The sequence below is a fragment of the Luteitalea sp. TBR-22 genome, assembly GCF_016865485.1.
GTDB lineage: Bacteria > Acidobacteriota > Vicinamibacteria > Vicinamibacterales > Vicinamibacteraceae > Luteitalea.
On sequence record NZ_AP024452.1, the window covers coordinates 5,086,296 to 5,109,178 of the forward strand.

Sequence of the window (22,883 nt, forward strand, 5' to 3'; positions counted from 1 at the left end):
GCGCCTCGTCAGTCGAACTTGAAGTGCTCGTACGGGATGGCGGTGAGCGGCTTGCCCCTGGCGATGGCGCTCAGCGTCTCCCAGATGATCTCGGGATGCGGCGGGCAGCCGGGGAGGAAGGCGTCGACCTTCACCACCTCGTGGCACGGGTAGATGCGATCGAGGATGGCGGGGATGTCCTCGTCGTGCGGGATGATCTGCGAGTCGCAGGTCGGGCCCTTCAGGTACGACTCGGTGAACAGCTCCGCCATCGGGATGCCGTTGCGCATCGCCGGCAGGCCGCCGGTGATGGCGCACTGCCCCACCGACACCAGGATGCGGCAGTGCTTGCGGAACTCGCGCAGCACGTGGACGTTGTGGGTGTTGCAGCAGCCGCCCTCGACCAGCCCGACGTCGCAGGGTTCGGTGAGCTTCTTGAAGTCGTCGATCGGCGAGGCGCGGAAGTCGTAGAGCTGCACGAGTTCGAGGATCTTCTCGTCGATGTCGAGGAACGACATGTGGCAGCCGAAGCAGCCGGCCAGCGACGTCGTCGCGAGGGTGAGCTTCTTCATGCGTCTTCCCCGCCCTTCTCGACGTCGGTGCCGATTGGCGTGAGGTCGAAGCGCCGCTGGCCGACCGGCGTCGTGTAGTGCGGCCCCTTGCGGATCAGGGCGCCCACCGGGCAGATCGCCTCGGCCTTCCTCGCGACCTCGTCGGACATCGACTCGGGGTGCGTGGTGTCGACGGTGATGCGGATCTCGCGGCCGCGGTCGGTGAAGCCGAAGATGTCCTGCCCGCCGCGCGCCTTGACGCCACGGACGCAGCGCAGGCACTGGATGCAGCGGTTGTGCTCGAGGATCAGGTGCGGCAGCGAGGCGTCGATGCTGCGGTTGGTGAACGAGAACGGGAACCTCGGCACGTCCATGCGGTAGCGGTAGGCGAGCGCCTGCAACTCGCAGTCGCCGCTCTTCTCGCAGCTCGGGCACATGTGGTTGCCCTCCACGAACAGCATCTCGATGATGCCCTTGCGGAGGTCGCTGAGCTCGGGGCTCTCGCTCTCCACCACCATGCCGTTGGCCACCGGCGTCGTGCAGCCGGAGATGATGCGGTTGCCCACCTTCACCATGCACATGCGGCAGGTGCCGGCCGGCGGCAGGCTCTTGTAGTCGCACAGCGTGGGAATGTAGATGCCGTTGTCGCGCGCCGCCTCGACGATGCTCTGCCCGTCCTTGGCGCGGACGATGGTGCCGTTCAGCGTGAGTTCGACGAGGCCCTGTTCCATGTCACGCCTGCTCGGTGACCGGCGCGTGGCCGGAGACGGCAATGGATTCCGCCGTGGCGGCCTCCAGGTTGAACTGCGAGATGAAGTCGACGTCGCTGCGCACCACCTGCAGGTACGTGTCGCGGAAGTGCGTGAGGGTGCTGAGCAGCGGGTTGGGCGACGTCTGCCCGAGGCCGCAGCGCGACGTCTTGATCACCATGGCGCCGAGGTGCTCGATGGCGTCGAGATCGGCGGTCGTGCCGAGGCCGGCGCGGATCTTGTCGAGAGCCTTGAGCAGCAGCGTGTTGCCGGCGCGGCACGGCACGCAGAACCCGCAGCTCTCGTTGGCGAAGAACTGCATGTGGTTGCGGACGATCTGCAGCAGGTCGCGGTGCTGGCCGAACACGGTCACCGCGCCGCCCGTGTCGAGGTCCTCGTAGGCGATGCGCCTTCCGAACTGCGACGGCGGCACGTAGGCGCGCGACGGTCCGCCCACCTGGACGCACATGGTGGCGCCGGCGCCGCAGCGCTCGAGCACGTCGTTGACCGTGGTGCCCCACGGCACCTCGTAGACGCCCGGGCGCTCGCAGTCGCCCGAGACGCTGAGCAGCTTCACGCCGGCGGAGGCGGCCGTCCCCATCGCGCGGAACCACTGCCACCCGTGCTCGGCAATGCGCGCCGCGCAACCGAACGTCTCGACGTTGTTGACGATGGTCGGGCGGTGCCGGTAGCCGGACACGGTGGGGAACGGCGGGCGGTTGCGGGGCGTGCCGCGCTTGCCCTCGGCCGACTCGATCAGCGCCGACTCCTCGCCGCAGATGTAGGCGCCGGCGCCGACGCGCAGGGCGATGTCGAAGCTGAAATGCGTGCCGAGGATGCGCTTGCCGAGCAGGTGGCGATCGCGCATCCGCTGCAGCACCGCCTCGAGGTGCGGCACGAGGTACGCGTACTCGCCGCGCAGGTACAGCAGCCCGCGCTTGGCCTCGACGGCGTAGCCGGCGACGGCCATGCCCTCGAACATCAACTCGGCGCACTCGGTGAGGATGACGCGGTCCTTGAAGGTGCCGGGCTCGCCCTCGTCGGCGTTGCAGATCACGTAGCGCGACTCGCCCTCGGTGGCGCGGCACGACGCCCACTTCTGCCCCGTCGAGAATCCTGCGCCGCCGCGGCCGCGCAGCCCCGACTTCTTCACGCCGTCGATCACCTCGAGGGAGGCCATCTCGAGCGCCTGCGACAGCGCCGCGCCCGGCGTGAACGGCGCGAAGAACACCGACCCGGTGTGGCGGATGTTGTTGTGGACCTCGGCGTGGATGAGCGGCGTCGCGTTCCGGCCGTCGCCGAGCGGCCCCACCAGGTCGCGCACGGCCTTGCCGGCCCTGAGGCCGGCGACGATCTCGCGCACCCGCGCCGGGGTGAGGCGCGTGAAGGGCACGTCGTTGATGAGCGCGGCCGGCTCCTGGTCCGACATCCCGATGCACGACGTGGTGTAGAGCCCGATCGAGCGATCGGCAGTCGTGGTGCCGAACCGGGTGCCGACCTCCTGCTCGAAGGCGGCCGCCACCTCGGGGCCGCCCGAGAGCTCGGACATCGCGCTGGTGTTGAGGTAGACGGTGACGTCGCCGCGATGCTCGCGCGAGAAGAAGTGGTAGAAGGTCGCGGTGCCCTCGACCTGGACGCGGGGCAGGTCGAGATCCTCGGCAAGGAAGGTGATCGCGTCGGCAGGGATGTGTCGGAAGGTCGCCTGCACCTCCCGCAACATGGCGAGGAGTTGTCGCCGTTCGCCCTTGTGCTTGTCGACAATGGCCCGGATCGCGCCGCGCATGGGCTGGATCGTACGTCCGGGCCCCTGGCGGTGCACGCAACGCGGCGTCACCACATCCACATGCGTAGGACCGGCGATCGCGGGTGGCATGCGTGTCGCAGGGATGACCGCATGGCAATCACACGACAGGTGGTGCAGTACGGCGGGGCGCGGCTGGCGCGTCGGCTCGGGAAGGCTGTGCCGGTGCTCGGCGCGCTGGTCGCCCTGTTCACGTTGCGGTCCGCGATCAGGCGGAAGGGCATGCGGCGAGGGGTGGTCGACACCGCGCTGGACGCGACGCCGGTGGTGGGCACGGCCAAGGCGGTGTACGAGATGGCGCGGGGGGACATCATCCCGGACCGGCGCATGTGAGGCCGGGAGGCGGCGACGCCCGGAATGTGGCGACTGTCGGACACGGCAGGCTCACGTGCGACGCGTCCTGTGCGCGCCGCGCGTGAGCGGCTCTTGCGTCACACCACGGGCCAGGTGGTGTTGGACGGGGCGGGCGAGGTCGCCCCCGGGCCCGACTCGGCGGGCGCGACGGGTGCCGGCGTGTACGTGGCCTCGCCGACGACATCGCTGATGACGCGCGAGGGATCTGCGGATCGCTCGTGGGTGTGGCCGGCAACCAGCGTCGCGTGTCCCGGTTCGCCGTTGCGTCCCGAGGGGTCGTGACGGGGCGCGGCGGGGCGGGAGGCGAGGTTGCGGGCGCCGCGGCGGGCCTGGGCGGCTACGGAGCTGTAGGCGTCGCTGATGCGGCGGCCGGCCTGCTGGCCGCGCGTGGCGAGGGCCTGGCGTGTGTCGGCGCCCTCCTGCGGGGCGAAGAGGAGCGCGAGGCCGCCACCGACGGCGGCGCCGGCGAGGAGGCCGAGCAGGAACCCGCCGTCGGGGCGCGGGCTGCGGGTGTCGAGAGTCGACAGGGTCATGGCGTGAGTTCTCCGGGAAAGTGGGCGCAAGGACGCGCCCGAATCAGCGTGGAGACTGCGAACCCCGTGCCGGCGGGCCAGTTCGCCCTGACGCGCGGCGGGCCGACCGAGGCCCCCCGGGGTGGGTCGGCGGGTGACCATTCCCGCGACACGTCGTCGCGATTTGCACGACGGGCGACCTGTGGTATCGTTCTGGGTCGGCGTTGCGCTCTCGGCGCACGTTGTGTGGGCCGGTAGCTCAATTGGCAGAGCAGCAGACTCTTAATCTGCGGGTTGAAGGTTCGATTCCTTCCCGGCTCACCACCTTTTCTTCAGCACCTTCAGATCTCGCCAAGTAGCTGAAAAGCGGTGCGGTTACGGCGGTTCGATTGAATCGATTCCCGTCGTACGCGATCCCTTCCGGAAAGAACAGCGCCTGCAGCCGCTGCTTGTAGTCGAGCGACGCCTGCACCCACAGGTCTGACGCGCGCGGCAGAATGCGTTCTGCGAACGCCAGGATGCCCTGTACGTCGAGTTCGTCGGTGGCGTCGGCGTGGTGGTCGATCTGCCCCAGCGTGAGCTCCTCGCGCAGCCGGTCGCGCTGCCGCTCGTAGCTGGTGCGGTCGATGGACTGCGCGAACAGGAACGCATCGTCAAGCCGATCGAGCTTCTGCTGGATGGCCTTCACCCGCCGGTCCTGCTCCGCCGTTCTGTCCTTCGCCTCCGCCCGCCGCTGCTCCCACACGTAGAGAATCCGGTCTGCGACCAGGCGCATGTAGCCGGCGGAAGGTTGCAGGAGCGCGAGTTCGTCCGCGAAGGCGCCCTCGAGTGCAGCCTTGCTGATGTTGACGGCCCGGCACTGGCGCTGGCAGTGGTAGTACGCGTAGTAGCCGTTCCTGCCCTTCGACCAGCTGCCGGTCAGCGGTCGTCCACAGGTCTCGCAACGCACGAAGCCGCGCAGCGGGAAGTCAGGATGGTTGCGCTGCCGTGGGCCGGCCACGACGACCCGGCCATCGAGCACCGCCTGGGCGCGGTAGAACGTGGCCTCCTCCACGAGCGGTTCGAAGTCGCCGCGAGTGGATACGCCGTAGTCCGGGCTCTCGACCTTACCGGCGTAGATCGGGTTCCGCACCATCTGGCCGAAGCTCTGAGGCGAGATCCGGAGCCCCTTCCTACTGCGAAGCCCGGCCTCGGTCGCGCGGGCGATCACTTCCTGCTTCGTGTACTGCCCAGTCGCCAGTTCCTCGAACGCCCGGCGGACGAGCGGACCGCGGTCTGGATCGTGAACCAGGCTCGTTGTCGACCACTTCGGCGCGTTCAAGTATCCGAGCGGCGCCGGGAATGTCCAGCGCCCGAGCTCCAGCGCCGCACGCATGCCGGCGCGAGTGCGTTCTGAGCGCACGTCGTTGTCGAACTGCGCGAACGCGGCCAGCACGCCTTCCATCAGTTTCCCGGTGGACGTGTCGTCGATCGGCTCGGTGACCGACCGCAACGAGATGCCCAGGGACTTCAGGTGTGCCCGCAGCGCAAAGTGGTCGTACTTCTCCCGCGCGAAACGCGTGAGGTTGTAGACCACGACGAAATGCACCTTGCCCTTGTGCGTGCGGCAGAACGTCAGCAGGGCCTGGAGCTGCGTGCGGTCGGTGGTCTTGGCGCTCTCGCCTTCCTCGTGAAACCGTTCGAGGACCTCGTAGCCTTGCCGGCGACAGTAGTCCTCACAGGCGCGCACCTGCGTCGGGAGACTCAGGTTCTCCGTCTGCTCCTTCGTGCTGACGCGTACGTAGATCACCGCGCCGACCATGTCGGTCAGCGTAGCCCCGTCACAGGTCGCTGGCAAGCCGCGTCCTCGTGGCATGACCGTCAGTGGACGCGGCGGTCCCGCGTCGCGAGGGCCATCAGGATGCGCGCCATGGCATCGGCGTGACGGACGAGTTCGCGCACGTCGTCGTCAGACAGCGTCGTGGCCTCGTCGCCGAGCAGTTGGCGGCAACGCGCGATTGCGATCGGTTCCGGCGCGGACTCGAGACGTTCAGCGGCATCCATCGCGGTCCCCCCAGGTGCACGAGCGTGCGTGTTGAATGGGTGGCGCGCTCCGGCGCGTCGATGTGGCAGTCGACGCGCCATTGGTCAGGAGCGCGGATGCGGCGTTGCGCCGGCATCCCCCGCGGGACGATAGGTCCGCGCGGCGACGGTCAGGCCTGAGGCGGCGACCGTCTGGTGGCGTGTTTCAGTCCTGCAGACTCTCCGAGTCGTTGGCGTTCGCGCGGCTGTGATGCGATACGTGCTCCTGGGAACACGCACCGCGAGACACCGCCGAACCGTCTATCGCGTTGCTGAGGGTGCGTCCGCACCGTGCTGCTGGCAGCAGGGCCGGTTGCGCGCTCCGGAGGCCGTTGTGGCGAACCGGAGGAGTGCCGTGCGGAACTTGGACGATGGGGCCACGTTACGCCTGCGCGATCGCCGCGTCAATACCCTCTCGGACGCTCGTCACCCCCGCGACCATCGCGTACCGGCGAGCTGTGCCGCGCGCAGGCGTCGTCATGCCCGCAGGCCCGGCCACCGGCCGGGTCGACGCGGAGCGGAGAGCATTGACGACGACGAGCACGGCGCCAGGATCGAAGACGCGATGGTCCCTGCGGAGCGATCTGGACGCACGCACCCTGCGCCTGCTTCCGCATCCTGCTGCCACGCCGGTGGTCTTGTTCGCACGCAAGCGTGACACGCGCGCGGGACCACGACCAGGGCTCCGATTTGGGCGCGGGTGTGGCGCTGTTGTCCTGCAGCATCTGGGCACGCATGCCGCTGGGTGCGGCACGGGCAGTCGATGGCGTGAACGACCCTCTGTTGGCGCGCTGGGGTCGGAGGCCAGGCACGAGGGTGGGGTCGTTCACGCCATCGTCTCTGTTGGGGCATGCACAGCGGCATGTTCCGGCGAGGCGGCAGACAGCGCCGCCTGCCCTTGCCTTGTGCGCCAATCGTCGCTGCGTCAAGCGTTTGCGGATGCACTATCGGCGTGGCTTTCCAAGGGAGAGAGAGGGCTGGGTGAGGCCTCCGGAACCGGGGGGCCAACCTGACGCGATTTTCGCTTGGCCCCTCGCCTGGCCCACGCATCGCGGTCCATGGCAGGGGTGAGCTGCAAGTACTGGCGGTCGAGCACGACCACCTCCACGCGCGCGCAGCCGTGTATCCGATCGTCGGCGAGGACCGGCGACGGTGCTTCCCAGAGCACCCGATCCCCCCGCACGCGCCAGGCCCGATACAGCGCCTGGATCTTCGCGCTGCCCTGCCTGGTGAACTCGCGTCGGAGGTACGGATCATCGGGCTCGCCGACGTGTGCTCCCCGTGTGTGGCAGTCAGCGAAGTACGTCTCGAGTGACCTGCTCACGCTCGGGTTCATCGGCGTCCAGAGCTCCTCGCGGACGGCGGCCCTGTACAGGGCGACGGCGGTGCGGAATCGACGCGGCACGAGCAGCCGAAGCGTCCACCGATGGACCATCCGAAGCAGGCCGACGTGGCGGAGGAGGAACTGGCGGAAGTCCACCGGCACGCGCCGGTTCACCAGGTACAGGAACACCAGGTGCTCCATGCTGTCCTTCTCGATGCCGATGGGCAGCTTGTCGGGGAAGCACCGGAGGGTCCGCTGGCGACCGGCCCCGAACGCAATGTGAGGGTAGTCCTCCCGCTGCATGCGGTTGTCACGCATCTGCGAGAAGAACTGCAGCTTGTCATCGGCCGGGCTCAGCCACCAGCACCGACGGTCCTCCAGGAGGGCGTCGAGGATCATCACGCGCTCGACAATGCGGCCGAGGGTGTGGAGTCGACGGTTCCGGTTGTCGGACTGGCCTATCGCCTCGTAGAGGGGCTTGTGGTGGACGTGGTACAGGCGTCCGCGGCGCGCGGGTCCCGGCTCGATGACACGGATGAATCCGCGGGCCACCAGCCGCCCGATGAACTCGCGGCTGTTGTGGCCGCGCACGGTGCCGGTGAACGTGCAGTACTGCCGTTCGAGGAAGCACCCGGCGTGCACCATCACGGTCACCAGGAATCGGCATTGCCGCTCGGTGAAGCCGAAGGCCGAGACGGCCTGCACGCGCGCTCTGGTCACGCTGTCCCACGTGTCGCTGGGCGGATACGCGGGCGTCACAGGAACTCCTCCATGCCGCGCGCGCGTGGTGCGGATCGTCCCCCGCCGCGGCCGCCGGTGACGTACACCCGGAACCCGGCCTTGCTATGGCTCGCGGCGTGTGCGCCGCGGTAGTGCGGCGTGAACAGCTCGACGTCCTGGTGCAGTGCGCGCCCGTCGACCTCGTACTCGATCCGATAGTCCGGGAAGTGCACCTGGCCGTCGAAGTACGGCAGGTCGTGGTCGCGGGCCCAGCCCCGGATCTCGTGCTCGTCACGGTCGGGCCGCCCATCGCTGTCGGCACGTCCACGATTGGGGGCCTGGAGGAACTCCTGGTACTCGCGCTTGAGGTCCTGCTCGAGTACGACGCGCCGCACCTCGAGCCCACCCTGCTGGTCGCGGAGCCGCTCCTCCTCCTGGCGGTACGTCGCGTACAGCTGCGAGTCGTGCTCCAGCTCCCGCTCCCGGCTGACGCCGGCGTAGAAGGTCTGAGACGGGCCGTCATCACGCTCCGGGGCGTGCGCGTCGAGCAGCTCGCGGCCGTCGCGCGTCAGCGTCAGCCCACGCTCATCGTCGCCGAGGTCGACGCTGGCGACCAGACCTTCGTCGCGCAGGTGCGCGAGGGTGTCGCGGTCGGCGTCCAGGTCGTGCTCGGGCACGACTCTGAACGCGCCGACGGCCGCCAGCGTGCGGCTGTCCTCGCCGTTCAGTTCGTACATCCGGTCGCGGTCGACCACCAGTTCGCGCTCCTCGCCGCGTGGCAGGTCAAGGTCGCGCCCCAACCCGTCCCGCGGGTCCAGGTCGTCGCGGTCGCCGATGTCGTACACGCGGGCGCGGTCATCACCGGTGCGCTCACGATCACGTGCGTCATCTCGCCGATCGAACATGACTGTCCTCCAGCCTTGGCTCGGCCTCGCCGCGCTACGGCCAGGCAAGCCAGCAAGGGGTTGCGTTGGGGTGTTCGTGAAGGCGCCCGGGCAAATGCCGCGAGGGCGCTTCAGGAAGGCGCTGACCGTCCGGGGCGGTGTGCCGCAGGGACGGTCAGGGCTCGGTCGCTGGGGAACTCACTGCCTCTTGGGCACACGAAACGAGGCGTGGCGACACTGCTGGTACCCAGCAATGAACGCATCGAGCAAGAGCCGTTGCAGCCCTGAGGCCTGGCGCCTACGCCGTCAAGAGGCTTCTCGCGAGAGCAGGCGAATGCGGCTCCGGGGCTCCGACTATCCCTTTGCCTGAGCTTTCGTCACAAACGGGCGGCACTGTCCAATGCCGCCCGTCCAACCTGATCTTTAGTGCTCGTGAGCTAGGGCGATGTAGACGTCATAAGTGAAGGGAGCGCGCTGCCCCCTCATGTCATCCTGGTAGCGCACCCTCGCACGGTAGCGGAACAGATTGCCATGTCGATCGCGCTTCTGCGACTCCTCGAAATCCAGCGATATGCGTGTGACACCAGCTTGCGTGAGGGTCATCAGTTCAGTGGGCTCCGCGGCTCCGTCATGGTTCCAGTCGACCCATATCCGCAACTTTGGGTAAACGGCATCAGCCGAGTCGATCCAGCGGTCAGCGTTCCCTCCGGCCTGAGTCCGGTCGTACTCGGCCAACGCCAAGTAGCCATTCGGTTCGGCGGACGCGCTTTGTGGTGTCGCATTGCCAAACAGTTCGCGCCCGTCATCGATGATCCCGTTGCCGTTGCGGTCGAGTGCCAGCCAGCCGTCACCAGAACTGGCGGACGTCCACGCTACTTGCTCAGGTGTGCCTGATGCGCGGACGTCGAAGAGAACGCCCTCATCGTGAGCGGTCAACTTAAAGCCAGCACCATCGAGGTCGATTAGAATCGGCGACCCCAAGCCACATTCGGTCGCGTCGTTCATCCCGTCGCAGTCGTAGTCAGCGGAGCCGGTATCGCAGTTGTGAGCAGCATTAGGATGGATGTTGTAGTCGCCATCGGCGCAATCGCCATCCGCAATAGCGTAGCCATCGCCATCATGATCGCCAGTCGAGACGCTCGACGAACTCTTGCTCTCTTCAACCGTTCCACCAAACGAGTGCGTGGAATTCGTATACCACCCACCATCAGACAGATTGCTGCAGCTCTTCGAGACATTGGCGAACGAGTGAAAACCAGTGACGCTGTGGCTACACCCATTCGGCGGCCCATTTCCGTTCACACCGGCCAAGTCGACGGACGCGGCGCAATTCCCGTCACAACCATTATGTGTCGTGACGTGCACGATGCTTGTTGATGCGGTCATGGTGACTGACGACGAACTGTCGCGCGTGATGCCAACGGCGGCGGACCACGCCGTGTCACCCGGGCAGCCTTTGGCAGCATAGATCCTGACGCCCAAGCAGCACACAAGAATGGTAAGGGAAACAATGAACTCTCGCATGACCACCTCACTGATTCGGCCGATGGTGGTACGACACGCCAGGCACGACGTGCTTCTGCACATAAGTGCTGACCGCCTGAAATGCACTGGGCGATAAGCGGTCCGCGCAATCAGATCTGGCTCGTAGGAACACATCCTGCGAAGCCTTCACTTGGGCTAGGCGCTTGCTCAGCGACCAATCAAGTTGCCGTTTACCTTCGTGCTCATCGTTGAGTGGTGCGCGCATAGCATCTGATTCGGCGATTGCGCGCTGCCCAATCGTGAGGATCTGGCGCATGTCGTCCTCGGTCACATGAAGGTTCAGATCGGCAAGTGCCTTGACCTTGACCGGGTCCGCTTCATGCGCCCCTTCGGGATAGGCAACCAGCACCACATTTCGGAAGAAGTGCTCCCACGCGATGTGAACAGGGATCTTTTCCGGATTCTTCTTCCCGTCGATAGTGATGTATTCAGGATCCTGCCCTATGGATGGGCTTGTTGCATTCCCGAGCACCACGACGCTCAGTACGAGCGCGGTTACCGAAGCGTACTTCCACATGCCTCTCCTCCTCACGCGCGTGATGAGACAGACCAAGTCGTGGCGGCTTGCGTTACCGCAGCGCCACAAGCAGGGCTCTCGTTGGGTGTGCAATCCAGGATAACGATGGAGTAGCAGGAAACGAACATTCACACGATGCGGCAGTGCGTTCTGGAGCATACCGGCCGCAATCGCACCTCGGTCAGCCCGGTTCGTGAGCAATCATCGTCGCGACACACGTCAGGCAACGTGCCGCAGACCGTTCACCTGGCGCAGGCAACTCTCGAGCTGGTTCCAACTCGCGCAAGTTAGGCTCACCACCCTCACTCCGTTCGGGTGATTCGCCCGGAAATCATCAGCCACTCGGCTCCGGTCTTCGACCTCGCCTCGTGGTCGATTCCTTCCCGGCTCACCACCACACATCCTTCCTGTTCAACAACTTAGGGCCACCTCGAGGGGCTCGGCGCCCGTCGTCTCAACAATATCTCCACGCGTAAGCGCCTCGTAGCGTGTGTTCATGCTCGTGAACCCGCAGATTCGGGCGCATTCCCGCACACGTGGGCAACCGCGAATGTACGGTTCCTTCCCGGTTGCCGGCGGGACGGTCGCCGAGCATGTCACCGCCTGGATGCGGCTGACCTTGACGGCCGTTGAGCGGCGATCGACCCTCGACGCATCTGTCCGCCTACTGTGGTGAGTGCTGCAGTGCGGTCCCGGCGCCTCTCGGCCAGGTCGGTCCGGCCGGTAGCGCCTGCCGTCCCTTCGGTATCCGGAAACGGGGAACTCTGATGCCCCGAGCGCTTCTGCCGTCCCTGGTTCTCGCCGCGGGCCTTGCCCTGACCGACGACGCGATTGCCCAGCAAGCGGATCTGCGAACATCGACCACCACCGTGCTCTTCGACGTCGTCGTTCGCGATGGCCGAGGTGAGCCGATCCGCGACTTGACCCTGAACGACTTCGAGCTGCGCGAGGACGGCGCGCCTCAAGCCTTGAAGGTGCTGTTCCAGCGTGGCGCTCCGGCGCCGGCAGGCAGTTCCTCGGCACCCGGGGGCGCCTCGCCCGGCAGTGCTGCGGGAGCGGGCGTCACGCTTCCGATCGACGACCCGGCGGCCGTGGCGCTGGTGTTTCATGAACTCTCACCAGAGGCTCGCGCACTTGCCGCACGGGTGGCCGACGCACTCGTGCCTCGCCTGCAGGACGGCACGTGGCTGGGCGTGTTCGGCCTCGAGCAGTCGCTTGTGGTGGCGCAGCCATTCACGACGAGCAAGCAGGCGGCCTTGGAAGGGCTACGCTCCTTGGCACTCCGCCCGGCCGCGAGTCGCGAACCGACGAGCGGCATAGCCACCTCCTCTGGTAGGGGTGACCTCCGCGCTGGTGTGTCGCCGACGGCCGCCGCTGAGTCCGAGGGCGGCGTGGCGACGGTCGCGCAGCGCACGAGACGACTAGACGACGCGCCGCAACAGGGCCCGGAGTATTGGCTCGCGAGGATGGAGGCGCGGATGGTCGCCAACTACGATCGGGCTCTGCGCGATCAGCAGGGTCGGACCGCGGTCGACGGCTTGCGGGCCCTGGTGTCGGCGATGGCGCGTGGTACGGCGCGCAAGTCGCTCGTGCTGTTCTCCGAAGGCCTGCAGACCTCCGACCAGGCTCGCGCGATGCTGGACACGCTCATCGCCACGGCCAACCGCGCTGGCGTGACGTTCTACGCGGTCGATGCGGCCGGGCTACGGGCCCACAGCACGCTGGCCTCCACGGGCCGTGAGTTGGAAGTCGCTGGCCGTGAGGGGCTGGGAGACGTGCGTCGCAATGACGGCGCCTGGACGAAGGACCTCGAGCGCCAGAGTGATCTCCTGCGGTCCGACGGCACGTCCACACTGGGGCGACTCGCCAAGGATACCGGGGGCTTCTTGCTGGAGAACTCCAATGCCGTGGACGCGATGGCCGCACGCCTCGAGCAGGACCAACGAGCGCAGTACGTTCTGGCCTACACGTCGAGCAAGCCAGCACTGGACGGTACGTATCGAAAGGTCAGCGTGAAGGTGAAGCGCAAGGGCGCGCGACCGACCGCGCGTACCGGGTACTGGGCGGTCGCGGTCCCGTCCGACGAACAGCCGCAGCGATGACAGGATCCTGAGTGTTGCTTCCGGGTGCTCGAGCGGAACGGCGGGCGGTGCCTGTGCCACCTGATGGTGGTACGCTGAACGGACGGTTATGACGACGCTGGCTGAGCGCATCACCGTCGATCCCGCGCAGTGTGGCGGACGCCCCTGTGTGCGTGGCTTGCGCATCCGGGTCACCGACGTGCTCGACCTGCTCGCCTCGGGCTTGAGTGCCGCTCAGGTCATCGAGGAACTGCCCGACCTCGAGCTCGAGGACGTCACCGCCTGCCTCCGGTTCGCCAGCCGTCGCCTGGCGCATCCTATCGTCGCCGCGTGATGTGACCATCTGGCTCGACAACCAGCTCCCGCCCGCGCTCGGCTCGTGGGTGCGCGAGCATCTGGGTCTCGAGTGCACCAGCGTCCCCGAACTTGCGCTGCAGCGCGCCTAGGACCTGCTCAAGCACCCCGTCACAGGCAAGGAAGTATGGGTGGCGGTGCACACCAAGAAGGATGCCGGTCGCCTCGGCGCGCGCAGCCTGCGCGAGGCAGGTGTTTCATGACCATGCTCTATCCGATCGTGCTCGAGACCGAAGACGACGGCGCGGTCAGCGCCTATGTCCCGGGTTTGCCCGTGTATGCGGCCGCCGATTCGCATGCCAAGGCCGAGCGGGCGATTCGTGCCTTGCTCGAGGCCTACCTCCAGGAACACCCGTCGACCAAGCCCGGAGCCCGCGTGCGTGTGGCTCGTCGTTCAGATGGTGGCGCGAGGCGCGTGGAGATCGTCGGGGTGGCCGCCCTGGTCGGTGCCAAGCGCACGGCCGCGAAAGCGAAGGCCGCACGCGCCAATGGCCGTCTCGGCGGACGACCGCGCAAGGTGGTCGGCGCGACGACGACTCCGAAGAAGGCCTGAGGCCGAGAGAACGCATCGCCTTGATGGCGGTCGTGAACCGACCACCGCGGGCGGCGGCTCAGTCCGTAAAGGGCGTCGGCACGCGCGCGGTCAGCGTGGCGCCGGTGGGAGGCTCACGGCGCCGGACTCGAGTGTGCCGCGCCAGAAGGGCATCAGCCGCATCCCCTGCATGTCCAGATTGGTGGAGAGAGCAGGACCTCCGCGGAAACGCGCGACCACCTCCAGCGTCTCGACTGGCCATGGCATCGGGTACTGCTTGCGAGCCGCGCACGAGAAATCCCGGACCGGCAGTCTGACGACGTACCGAGCCGCCCGCGGAAGGCCGACGACCAGATCGTCTATCCGTCCTCCGACATGCGAGAAACGACGATCGGCGTACTCGAGCTCGCACGTGCCGAACGATGCGCCACGCACGCTGAGTCGTATGGCTTGAGGCACCATCATTGGGCCATTCCCGAGCATGAACCCGAGATTGAGCAGGGCATCGCGTTGGCCGCCGTTCTCGAACGTGACCTCGATGACCGGCGCGGGCTTCACGTCGTCGACGAGCGACAGTCCGAGCCGAAGGCCCTCCACTGAGGCGCCCCACGCGGGTGCGGACACACCTTGCGCTGATGCCGGCATCGGCAGCATCGCAAGCCCAGCAAGCAGAGCCACTGCCGGCAGATTGACCAGGCCCATGCGACCTTGGACACCGCGCACCCGGCATCTGGCTATCGGCGCGCGCCGCTGAGTCTCGATCGACGCTCCAGTTCGGGGGCGAGCGCCCGCCGCGGCCAGCTCGACGATGCAACCACGTCCGTCCATCACAGCGTGACGGCGTCCTGACGCGACCCGACCACGCGGCCACGCCGATGGCCGCGCTTGCGACGGCTCCGCTGCGATGCAACCGTGGATGCATGCGATCGCCCGCGCCCGTTGTCCACGTTGCTCGCTCCGGGGTCGTCCGCGTCCGCGGCGCACGCACCCACAACCTCCGCAGCGTCGACGTCGACATCCCGCGCGACGCGCTGGTCGTGTTCACCGGCGTCTCCGGATCGGGCAAGTCCTCTCTTGCCTTCGGCACGCTCTACGCCGAGGCGCAGCGTCGCTACCTCGAGTCGGTGTCGCCTTACGCGCGCCGGCTGTTTCACCAACTGGGCGTCCCGGACGTCGACGAGATCGACGGCCTGCCGCCCGCCGTCGCGCTGCAGCAGCAACGGGGCGCGCCGACGACGCGATCGTCGGTGGGCAGCGTGACGACCCTGTCCAACCTGCTGCGGATGCTGTTCTCGCGCGCCGGCAGGTATCCGGCCGGCGCGCCGATGCGACACGCCGAGGACTTCTCGCCCAACACGCCGCAGGGCGCGTGTCCGGAGTGCCATGGCCTCGGGCGCATCTACGACGCCACCGAGGCGTCGATGGTGCCCGACGATCGGCTCACGATTCGGGAGCGCGCGATCGCCGCCTGGCCGCCGGCCTGGCACGGCCAGAACCTCCGCGACATCGCGGTGACGCTCGGCTACGACGTCGACACGCCCTGGCGCGACCTGCCGCGCGCCGATCGCGACTGGCTGCTGTTCACCGACGAGACGCCGACGGTGCCCGTGTATGCCGGCTTCACGCCGGCCGAGACGCGGCGGGCCATCAAGCGCAAGGACGAGCCCAGCTACATGGGCACGTTCTCGGGCGCGCGTCGTTATCTCCTGCAGACGCTGGCGACCACCGAAAGCGCGGCGATGAAGCGGCGGGTCGCCCGCTACCTGATCGGGGCCGACTGCCCGGCCTGTGGTGGGCGGCGCCTGCGGCCGGAGGCCCTGGCGGTCACGTTCGCCGGCTTCGACATCGCGGAGATCTCGCGCCTGCCCCTGGCGTCGCTCCTGCAGACGCTGCGTCCATACGCGACGGGCGATCCCTCAGCGGCCGTGCTCGCGGTGGAGCATCCCGAGAAGGCGATCGTCGCCCAGCGCATCGCCGAGGACGCCGTCGCGCGCCTCGAGGTGCTGCTCGATCTCGGTCTCGGCTACCTGACGCTGGAGCGCAGCACGCCGACGTTGTCTCCAGGCGAGTTGCAGCGCCTGCGGCTCGCGACGCAGGTCCGTTCCAACCTGTTCGGCGTCGTCTACGTGCTCGACGAGCCGTCGGCGGGCCTGCATCCGGCAGACACCGAAGCGTTGCTGCGTGCCCTCGATCGCCTGCGCGAGGCGGGCAACTCGCTGTTCGTCATCGAGCACGAGCTCGACGTGATCCGTCACGCCGACTGGATCGTCGACGTCGGCCCCGACGCCGGGACCGGCGGTGGGCACGTGCTCTACAGCGGTCCGCTCGACGGACTGACGACGGTGACCGCGTCGCACACACGGCGGTATCTGGAGCCGGCGCGCGTGCAGGCCCGACCGTCGCGGACGCCGAACGGATGGCTCAGGCTGGCCGGCGTCACGCGCAACAACCTCCGCGATCTCGAGGCGGCCTTTCCGCTCGGCGTGATGACGGCGGTGACCGGCGTGTCAGGGTCGGGCAAATCGAGCCTGGTGAGCCAGGCCCTGCTGGAGTTGATGACGGACCGCCTGGGCGAAGGCGAGGCGGCAGCGACGATGGGCGAGGAGGCCGACGACCGGCTCGACCTCGAGCGAACTCCAGACCAGCCCACCGCCGGCCGCATCGTCGAGGGTGGCGAGCGCATCAAGCGGCTCGTCTGCGTCGACCAGAAACCGATTGGTCGGACCCCACGATCGAACCTGGCGACCTACACCGGCCTGTTCGACCACGTGCGCAAGCTGTTTGCGGCGACGCGACCGGCGCGGGCGCGCAAGTACGGCCCCGGCCGCTTCTCCTTCAATGTCGCCGCAGGCCGGTGTGCACAATGCGCGGGCGAAGGCTTCGTGATGGTCGAGCTGCTGTTCCTGCCCAGCGTGTACACGCCGTGTCCGACGTGCCATGGCGCGCGCTACAACGCGAAGACCCTGGAGATACGCCTGCGTGACAAGACGATCGCCGACGTGCTCGAGATGACCGTCGATGAGGCGGCCGCATTCTTCACCGACCACGCCGCGCTGCGGAGCTCCCTCGAGGTGCTGCGCCGCGTGGGCGTGGGCTACCTGCGGCTTGGCCAATCGGCCACCGAGCTCTCCGGCGGCGAGGCGCAACGGATCAAGCTGGCCACCGAGCTCCAGCGCAGCGGCCGTGGCGAGACGCTCTACGTGCTGGACGAGCCGACCACGGGCCTGCATCCGGCCGACGTCGAGCGCCTCCTGTTGCAGCTCGAAGGCCTCGTCGAGGCCGGCCACACGGTCGTGGTCGTCGAGCATGACATGCAGGTCATCGCCGCCAGCGACTGGGTCATCGACATCGGCCCTGGTGCTGGCGCCGAGGGCGGCCGCGTTGTCGCGGCAGGCGTGCCGGCTGACGTGGCCAGATCGAGCGACAGCCGCACCGCTCCTTACCTGGCGCGGACACTGGCGCCGTCGGCGACGCACCGCGGCACGCACCAGGCCGAGAGATCGAGCGGGAGGTAGGGACCTGCCCTGACGGGACCTCAACGCCGAGGTGTCGCGTCACCGCAGCCTTGTGGCGAGCGCGTCCGTCCCCGCCGCCCAGGTGACACCCTCGGCATTCGAGTACATGGCTCGTTCGACGACCAGTTGCGCGGGGGTGGCCCCGATGCTCTCGATCACGGCTCCGAACCGCCGGCCACGCGCGACCGGGAAGTCCGTGAAGACGTCGACGTTGAGCCGGCTGGTGGGCGCGAGCGGGAACGAGCGATCGGCGGTGGTGCCGTCCTCGAAGTAGAGGGTGACCCGCGCCAGTCCCGGCGTCGGCGAGGTGTTGGCCACGAGGATGTACGTGCTGGTATCGGTCGCTCCCCCGAGTGCGCCTTCAGCCAGCGCCCAACGGGTCCCGGTCGACGGTGCGCCAGCACTGTTGTGTCCCTCGTGCCAGGTGAGGGCGCTCCCCGGCCACCACATCGATCGCTCGACGATCAGCGGTACGCCATTGGTCGAAGCGATCGTCGTCGACACGGCGGTGTTGGCCAGCGGCCGCTGGCCGGACCCCGCGGGCAGTTCCTCTTCGTCGACCCAGATCGTGAAGCGACTGCGGGCCGGGACCACGAACGACTTCAGTCGCGTGGTCCCATCGGGGAGCAGGAACGTCGCCGTGACGTCGGCATCGACCGCGCCGGGGTTGGCAATCAGCACGAAGAGATCGAAGTAGGGCCCGGTGCTCCCTTCGGCAAGGAACCACGTCGGCGAGGGCGCCGTGATGCCGGCGCTGGCGTGGCCCGCGGCAAACGTCTGGCCCGTCCCGTCCCGATACATCGCCCGCTCCGCGATGATTGGCACGCCGTTCTGCACCTCGACGACCGCCGAGACTTCGGCCGCCGCCAGCGCCGCGTCCTCGACGTTGACCCACACGTTGAAGCGGCTGGCCGGCGGGACGACGTATTGACGCTCGATCGCCACGGCAGGCGCTGGGCGCAGGTAGGTGATCTTGACCATCGACGCAGATGCCGAGGGATTCTGCAGCAAGTAGAAGAGACTGAAGCCGCCGATCGTGGCGCCCTCGGCGAGGTACCACGTCAACGCTGGGTCGACGGTACTGGTCTCGGCGTGACTGCCATACGCGGTCGCTCCCCAGTACATCGTCCGGTCGGCCACCACGGGGACGTCGGACTCGACGACGGTCGAGAACTCCGTCGATTCCAGCCCGGCCAGCGTTCGCGGGGCGACGGTCTGCCGCGACTGCGGCAGCATCGTCAGCGTGTGCGTGACGGTCGAGCCCGTGCCCTTGAGGAACCGCATCGTGACGTTGGCCGGCGCCTCGGTCGCATTGAGCAGTGCCAACGACGTGTCGAAGAATCCCGTCGCGCCCTCGGCGAAGTACCGCTTGAACGCGCCGAGTGTCGCGGTGAACGATGCCGCCGACTCGGTGACGTCGGCCTGCAGGTTGGCAAACCGGCGACTGGCCGGTGCGAACGTGAAGCCGGACCTGGCCACGCCAACATCGTAGGTCGCACCCGGGGCGAGGGCGTCGAACGTGTAGCGGCCCTCGGCGTCACTCATCGTCGTCTCGGCTCGGTCGCCGCTGAGCGTCACGGTGACCCCCGCCAACGGCGACCCGTTGAGATCGCGTACCCGCCCCGTCACCTGCATCGCGCGCGTCGCGGCGAAGCCGGCCGCCGCGTTGCCTGACGGCGTCAGCGTCGTCGATGTCGGCGTGAAGAGGTATCCGGCCAGCGTCGGCGTGATCGTATAGCTCTTCCCGGCCGTCAGATTGCCGAACGCGTACCGGCCATCACTCCCTGTCGTCCTTGTGCCCCACGAGTAGCCGCCGAGCACGACATCCACGCCGGCCTGTGGCTGCCCGTTGAACGTGACCATTCCGGTGAGTTCGACCAGAAGTGGCTGCACGAAGCCGCACTCCGAGTACTCCGAAGAATCCCCGGAGGAAGACGTCGCCGTGGCCGAGACCAGCTGGTACTCGTCCCCCGGTGTGGTGATGGACCCGCTGAACTCGGCCAGGCCAGCACTGTCGGTCATGATCTCGAAGGACCCGGCATAGACCTCGCCGCCGCCGTGCGACGATGTGCGACAGCCGCGAGCGTTGAAGAACTCGAGGCGGACGCTCGTGTTCGGCGTGCTTTCGAGCGTGCCGCTCACGCGTAGCCTGTCCAGAGCGACGGCAACGACGTGCGTGAGCACCGGGAAGTTCTGCTTCCCGTTGGGGCCGGTGTCGCCGTCGCCCGGGTCGTTGGCGGTCGGTCCATCGCCCGACAGGTCGATGTCGAGACCGCCGTTCCAGAACACCGTGTTCCGCTGCAGGCGGGTGCCGGTGCCGTCCATGACACGAATGCCGTCGAGCCGGTTGTTGCGAACCAGGTTGCCGACGATCTCGTGGCCGGACGATGACACGCCGTTGGCAGCCTCGATCAGGATCCCATGGCCGCCCGAGGCCCATCCGCTGTAATGAGCTGTGCCGACCAAAGAGACCCTGTCCGCGGCAGCACCGATGAGGTTGGCAGCCACGTAGGTCGGCGCCGCTCCACTGAGCACGATGCCGTGTCCGAGATTGCCGGAGACGACATTGCCGAAGGACATCGGGGATCCGATCTGGTTGTTACCGGCCGTTGCCCCTGCCGTTTCCCCTCCAGGTCCGTGGAAACGGATGCCGACGGCGTTTCCCAGTGCGAACGTTCCTGCCGGATTGGTGCCGATGTAGTTGTTGACGATCCGCAGAGAACGCGCGTCGTTGGCCACGACGATGCCCTCCTGCACGTTGGCGGAGATGACGTTCCGATCCCGCACGGAGGGTCCACCGATGACGCCGCCACCGAACGCTCCGCCGGCATTGCCAATCACGACGCCCGCGCCGTTGCCGGAGGGCCCGCCGGCGGGGGTCAGGCCGATGAAGTTGCCGGCGATCGACACGGAGCTGCTGCCTCCGCCGGTGAGCATGACGCCAGCCGTGGTGAAACGCGTGACCGACAGGCCGCTCACGGTGACTCCCGAGCTCGACACCCGCAGGCCGACAGGAAGCACCCCGCCACCGTCGATCTGGACGACGATGGCTGCGTCGTTGCCGATCTCACGTGTATTGGCCTGCGCACCTGTCTGTGAGTACCCGTCGATGAACACGGGGCCGGGAATCGGTGGCAGTTCCGTGGCCAACTGGATCACGTGAGGGCCGGGGCCGGGAAGCGAGAAGAGGATGTAGTCGTACGGGCCGGCGCCATTGGCCGCCGCGTCCAGGAGGGCTTGCCGGAAGGAGCCCGGCCCGCTGTCGGCCGCCGACGTCACGACGAACGTCGCCGCGGCGGCAACCGCACCGCTCGCCACCCAAGCGGCGATGGCCAGCCCCACACGTCGCCACACGCCGCGCCTGCCGTCCAGTGTGCTCACCAGTGTCATGTGCCTGATATCTCCACGGAGCGGCGAGGACACTCCTGCTGGCCGCCCGACTACCTCATCCGCATCATCCGTCCTTCGGCCATGGTTGCCGCGTTGTTATCCGGACTTATCGGAGTCATGACGCGTGACTTAGTTACGAGCGAGGGTGCCGACGCATCGTAGCATCATGCCGAGATGGTGCACCCCGCATCCTGACTGCCGCCGTGATTGCGTGGAATCTGGCTGCGCAAGGAGCCTTTGATGAGCCACGTCTCGAGACGCACGTTCCTCACCACCACCGCCGCTGGCGCCGGCCTGACGATAGGCCCCGGCACGTGTGGGTCGCGGGTACGGCGACAGCAGGATTCACTACGACGCGGCGAACATGCGCGTCACCAACACCATCTAGGGTCCGCACGGGACGGTCACCGATCCCAACGAGTTCCTGCGACGCGAATACCGTGCGGCGTGCAGGCTGGCCCAGGAGTCGGACGTGTCGCGGCGGGTCAGGCTCCCGCTGCGACGGGTGACAGCACGCCGCCGCCGATGACGACCTGCCGCACCTTCAGGCGCGGGCTCAGCACGAGGACGTCGGCGCGCTTGCCCGGCGCGAGGCTGCCGATCTCGTCGGCCAGGCCCGTGCGCTCGGCGGGCGTGAGGCTCGCCATGCGGACGACGTCCCACAGCGGCGCCTTCGTCGCCGCCGCCATCGTCCGCACCATGTGGTCCATCCCCATCGAGGAACTCGCGAGTCCGCCACCTGGCGCCCGACCGACCCGGCCGTCGTGCTCGAAGTCGGTGCCCGTCCCCGCATGCCCGAACCGGTAGCGCCCAGGCGGCATGTCCACCGCACGGCTTGCATCGGTGACCAGCAGCAGGCGGCGCGGGCCGAGCATCCGATGGGCAAAGCGAAGGAGTTCCGGCGCGAGGTGCTGCCCGTCGGCGATCACCTCGGTGCTCATGTCCTCGTTCACGAGCACGTACTGCTCCATGCTGCCCTGCATCGGCGTGCCGAGCCGCGCACGGACCGACGCGACGCTGCTCATCGCGCACCAGAAGTGATCCACGTGGCGCATGCCTGCCGCGAACGCGCGCGCCATCTCCGCCCACGAGGCGTTCGAGTGCCCGCACGTCACCAGGCAGCCTTCCCGCGCCGCCTGGCGGAAGAACCTGTCGGCGCCGGGGAGTTCCGCGGCACAGGTTGCGATCCGCACCATCCCGGTCGCGAAGTAGCGCGCGAACTCCGCGCGTGTGGGGTCGCGACGCCCTGCCTCCGAGTGGCACCCCACCTTGTCGGGCGCGAAGAACGGGCCGTACAGGTGGATGCCCGCGATGCGCGCGCCCCGCGGCGGACCCGCCGAGGCGCCGTCCTGGTCGCGCACCGCGCGGCACGCGGCGATCATCCGCGCGATCTCCTGCGGCGATCCCGTCGTCGTCGTCGGAAAGATCGTGGTGGTGCCGTGGCGCGCGTGGGTGGCGCACGCGGTGCGCACGGCATCGGCGGTGCCGTCCATGAAGTCCGCGCCGCCCCCACCGTGGACGTGCACGTCCACGAATCCTGGCGCCGCGTAACCGCCGCGGGCGTCGAGGGTGCGGGCGCCGCGGGGCACGCGCGTCGCCGCCCCTCCCACACGGGCGATGCGGCCGTCCTCGATCACCACGCGCGCGCGCGGCAGGAGACGGTCCGGGAGGATGGCCGTGGCGTTCTCGATGACCAGGCAGTCGGCAGCAGGCATGCGATGCGCATCGTACCTCCGCCGACGTGCCCGGCTCTCCGGACGAGCCGCGGCCGCTTGCCGGATGCGGCGATGCGGACGCGAATGGAGACCCTCTGGGCCGACGTGGCCCCGTGATCGGGCGCCGGCCACGTGGCTGCCGCGCCGAACGAGCACGCCACCTCTGGATGGCAGAGCCAGCGCCCCGGCTCACCGCGGCGCCGGCGCACCCGCGCCTTTCCCTGCCGTCGGCCTTGCCGTACCCATCCCCCCGGTGAGAGCGACACCCATCGCGCCGACCGGGGTGTAGACAGTGGTGT

Annotated in this window: 17 protein-coding genes, 1 tRNA gene and 1 pseudogene; 6 read left to right on the forward strand and 13 right to left on the reverse strand. The window is 68.2% G+C overall.

The window, feature by feature from the left end; genetic code table 11:
* Positions 1 to 8 precede the first annotated feature (8 nt).
* The 3 genes from TBR22_RS21160 to TBR22_RS21170 are packed head-to-tail and all read right to left on the reverse strand — an operon-like array spanning position 9 to position 3,062.
* Positions 9 to 551 (reverse strand): hypothetical protein, encoded by a 543-nt coding sequence (locus tag TBR22_RS21160; RefSeq protein WP_239489823.1) that lies wholly within the window; start codon positions 549 to 551, stop codon positions 9 to 11.
* Complete coding sequence (locus TBR22_RS21165; protein WP_239489824.1) at positions 548 to 1,261, reverse strand: 2Fe-2S iron-sulfur cluster-binding protein; 714 nt, start codon at positions 1,259 to 1,261, stop codon at positions 548 to 550. Before TBR22_RS21165 ends, TBR22_RS21160 begins: the two co-directional genes overlap by 4 nt.
* Position 1,262: 1 nt before the next feature.
* Positions 1,263 to 3,062 (reverse strand): NAD(P)H-dependent oxidoreductase subunit E, encoded by a 1,800-nt coding sequence (locus TBR22_RS21170; RefSeq protein WP_239489825.1) that lies wholly within the window; start codon positions 3,060 to 3,062, stop codon positions 1,263 to 1,265.
* 111 nt (positions 3,063 to 3,173) lie between these two features.
* On the opposite strand from TBR22_RS21170, the gene TBR22_RS21175 reads away from it, so the two are divergent.
* Positions 3,174 to 3,413: a hypothetical protein gene (locus tag TBR22_RS21175; RefSeq protein ID WP_239489826.1), complete on the forward strand. Its 240-nt coding sequence runs from the start codon at positions 3,174 to 3,176 to the stop codon at positions 3,411 to 3,413.
* Positions 3,414 to 3,511: 98 nt separating this feature from the next.
* Here the strand turns inward: TBR22_RS21175 and TBR22_RS21180 are convergent, their stop codons facing one another.
* On the reverse strand, positions 3,512 to 3,967 hold the full coding sequence (locus TBR22_RS21180) for a YtxH domain-containing protein (RefSeq protein WP_239489827.1): 456 nt from the start codon (positions 3,965 to 3,967) through the stop codon (positions 3,512 to 3,514).
* A gap of 227 nt (positions 3,968 to 4,194) precedes the next feature.
* Here TBR22_RS21180 and TBR22_RS21185 point away from each other — a divergent pair.
* Positions 4,195 to 4,270, forward strand: a tRNA-Lys gene (locus tag TBR22_RS21185).
* 538 nt (positions 4,271 to 4,808) lie between these two features.
* Here TBR22_RS21185 and TBR22_RS26980 read toward each other — a convergent pair.
* The 6 genes and pseudogenes from TBR22_RS26980 to TBR22_RS21215 form a co-directional block, all read right to left on the reverse strand.
* Positions 4,809 to 5,801: pseudogene (locus TBR22_RS26980) on the reverse strand (recombinase family protein); the annotation flags it as partial.
* Between the two features lie 5 nt (positions 5,802 to 5,806).
* Positions 5,807 to 5,989 carry a hypothetical protein gene (locus tag TBR22_RS21195; RefSeq protein WP_239489829.1) on the reverse strand — a complete coding sequence of 61 codons (183 nt, stop codon included), beginning with the start codon at positions 5,987 to 5,989 and terminating at the stop codon, positions 5,807 to 5,809.
* A gap of 943 nt (positions 5,990 to 6,932) precedes the next feature.
* Positions 6,933 to 8,090: a hypothetical protein gene (locus tag TBR22_RS21200; protein ID WP_239489830.1), complete on the reverse strand. Its 1,158-nt coding sequence runs from the start codon at positions 8,088 to 8,090 to the stop codon at positions 6,933 to 6,935.
* Complete coding sequence (locus tag TBR22_RS21205) at positions 8,087 to 8,956, reverse strand: hypothetical protein (RefSeq protein WP_239489831.1); 870 nt, start codon at positions 8,954 to 8,956, stop codon at positions 8,087 to 8,089. The genes TBR22_RS21200 and TBR22_RS21205 overlap by 4 nt, the downstream gene beginning before the upstream one ends.
* A 402-nt stretch (positions 8,957 to 9,358) precedes the next feature.
* Positions 9,359 to 10,459, reverse strand: coding sequence for a hypothetical protein (locus tag TBR22_RS21210; RefSeq protein ID WP_239489832.1), 1,101 nt, complete (start codon positions 10,457 to 10,459; stop codon positions 9,359 to 9,361).
* A 7-nt stretch (positions 10,460 to 10,466) separates the two neighbouring features.
* Positions 10,467 to 10,997 carry a hypothetical protein gene (locus TBR22_RS21215; protein WP_239489833.1) on the reverse strand — a complete coding sequence of 177 codons (531 nt, stop codon included), beginning with the start codon at positions 10,995 to 10,997 and terminating at the stop codon, positions 10,467 to 10,469.
* Positions 10,998 to 11,626: 629 nt separating this feature from the next.
* On the opposite strand from TBR22_RS21215, the gene TBR22_RS21220 reads away from it, so the two are divergent.
* From TBR22_RS21220 to TBR22_RS21230, 3 genes are all read left to right on the forward strand, one after another.
* Positions 11,627 to 13,099, forward strand: a complete 1,473-nt coding sequence (locus TBR22_RS21220) for a VWA domain-containing protein (protein ID WP_239489834.1) — start codon at positions 11,627 to 11,629, stop codon at positions 13,097 to 13,099.
* Between the two features lie 88 nt (positions 13,100 to 13,187).
* Positions 13,188 to 13,412: a DUF433 domain-containing protein gene (locus TBR22_RS21225; RefSeq protein WP_239489835.1), complete on the forward strand. Its 225-nt coding sequence runs from the start codon at positions 13,188 to 13,190 to the stop codon at positions 13,410 to 13,412.
* 225 nt (positions 13,413 to 13,637) lie between these two features.
* Positions 13,638 to 13,985: a type II toxin-antitoxin system HicB family antitoxin gene (locus TBR22_RS21230; protein ID WP_239489836.1), complete on the forward strand. Its 348-nt coding sequence runs from the start codon at positions 13,638 to 13,640 to the stop codon at positions 13,983 to 13,985.
* A gap of 90 nt (positions 13,986 to 14,075) precedes the next feature.
* Here TBR22_RS21230 and TBR22_RS21235 read toward each other — a convergent pair whose 3' ends face one another.
* On the reverse strand, positions 14,076 to 14,666 hold the full coding sequence (locus TBR22_RS21235; RefSeq protein WP_239489837.1) for a hypothetical protein: 591 nt from the start codon (positions 14,664 to 14,666) through the stop codon (positions 14,076 to 14,078).
* Between the two features lie 218 nt (positions 14,667 to 14,884).
* Between TBR22_RS21235 and TBR22_RS21240 the strand changes: the two genes are divergently transcribed.
* Positions 14,885 to 17,479 carry an excinuclease ABC subunit UvrA gene (locus TBR22_RS21240; RefSeq protein ID WP_239489838.1) on the forward strand — a complete coding sequence of 865 codons (2,595 nt, stop codon included), beginning with the start codon at positions 14,885 to 14,887 and terminating at the stop codon, positions 17,477 to 17,479.
* Positions 17,480 to 17,518: 39 nt separating this feature from the next.
* On the opposite strand, the gene TBR22_RS21245 is transcribed toward TBR22_RS21240, so the two are convergent.
* Entirely contained in the window at positions 17,519 to 20,860 is a 3,342-nt protein-coding gene (locus TBR22_RS21245) for a carboxypeptidase regulatory-like domain-containing protein (protein WP_239489839.1), read from the reverse strand.
* A 494-nt stretch (positions 20,861 to 21,354) separates the two neighbouring features.
* Positions 21,355 to 22,584, reverse strand: coding sequence for an N-acetylglucosamine-6-phosphate deacetylase (locus TBR22_RS21250; protein WP_239489840.1), 1,230 nt, complete (start codon positions 22,582 to 22,584; stop codon positions 21,355 to 21,357).
* Positions 22,585 to 22,883 lie beyond the last annotated feature (299 nt).

Coding starts and splice junctions, on each gene's coding strand:
- TBR22_RS21160 (WP_239489823.1), bottom strand. CDS start 551: ATGAAGAAGCTCACCCTCGCGACGACGTCGCTGGCCGGCTGCTTCGGC.
- TBR22_RS21165 (WP_239489824.1), bottom strand. CDS start 1,261: ATGGAACAGGGCCTCGTCGAACTCACGCTGAACGGCACCATCGTCCGC.
- TBR22_RS21170 (WP_239489825.1), bottom strand. CDS start 3,062: ATGCGCGGCGCGATCCGGGCCATTGTCGACAAGCACAAGGGCGAACGG.
- TBR22_RS21175 (WP_239489826.1), top strand. CDS start 3,174: ATGGCAATCACACGACAGGTGGTGCAGTACGGCGGGGCGCGGCTGGCG.
- TBR22_RS21180 (WP_239489827.1), bottom strand. CDS start 3,967: ATGACCCTGTCGACTCTCGACACCCGCAGCCCGCGCCCCGACGGCGGG.
- TBR22_RS21195 (WP_239489829.1), bottom strand. CDS start 5,989: ATGGATGCCGCTGAACGTCTCGAGTCCGCGCCGGAACCGATCGCAATC.
- TBR22_RS21205 (WP_239489831.1), bottom strand. CDS start 8,956: ATGTTCGATCGGCGAGATGACGCACGTGATCGTGAGCGCACCGGTGAT.
- TBR22_RS21210 (WP_239489832.1), bottom strand. CDS start 10,459: ATGCGAGAGTTCATTGTTTCCCTTACCATTCTTGTGTGCTGCTTGGGC.
- TBR22_RS21215 (WP_239489833.1), bottom strand. CDS start 10,997: ATGTGGAAGTACGCTTCGGTAACCGCGCTCGTACTGAGCGTCGTGGTG.
- TBR22_RS21225 (WP_239489835.1), top strand. CDS start 13,188: ATGACGACGCTGGCTGAGCGCATCACCGTCGATCCCGCGCAGTGTGGC.
- TBR22_RS21230 (WP_239489836.1), top strand. CDS start 13,638: ATGCTCTATCCGATCGTGCTCGAGACCGAAGACGACGGCGCGGTCAGC.
- TBR22_RS21235 (WP_239489837.1), bottom strand. CDS start 14,666: ATGGGCCTGGTCAATCTGCCGGCAGTGGCTCTGCTTGCTGGGCTTGCG.
- TBR22_RS21240 (WP_239489838.1), top strand. CDS start 14,885: ATGCGATCGCCCGCGCCCGTTGTCCACGTTGCTCGCTCCGGGGTCGTC.
- TBR22_RS21250 (WP_239489840.1), bottom strand. CDS start 22,584: ATGCCTGCTGCCGACTGCCTGGTCATCGAGAACGCCACGGCCATCCTC.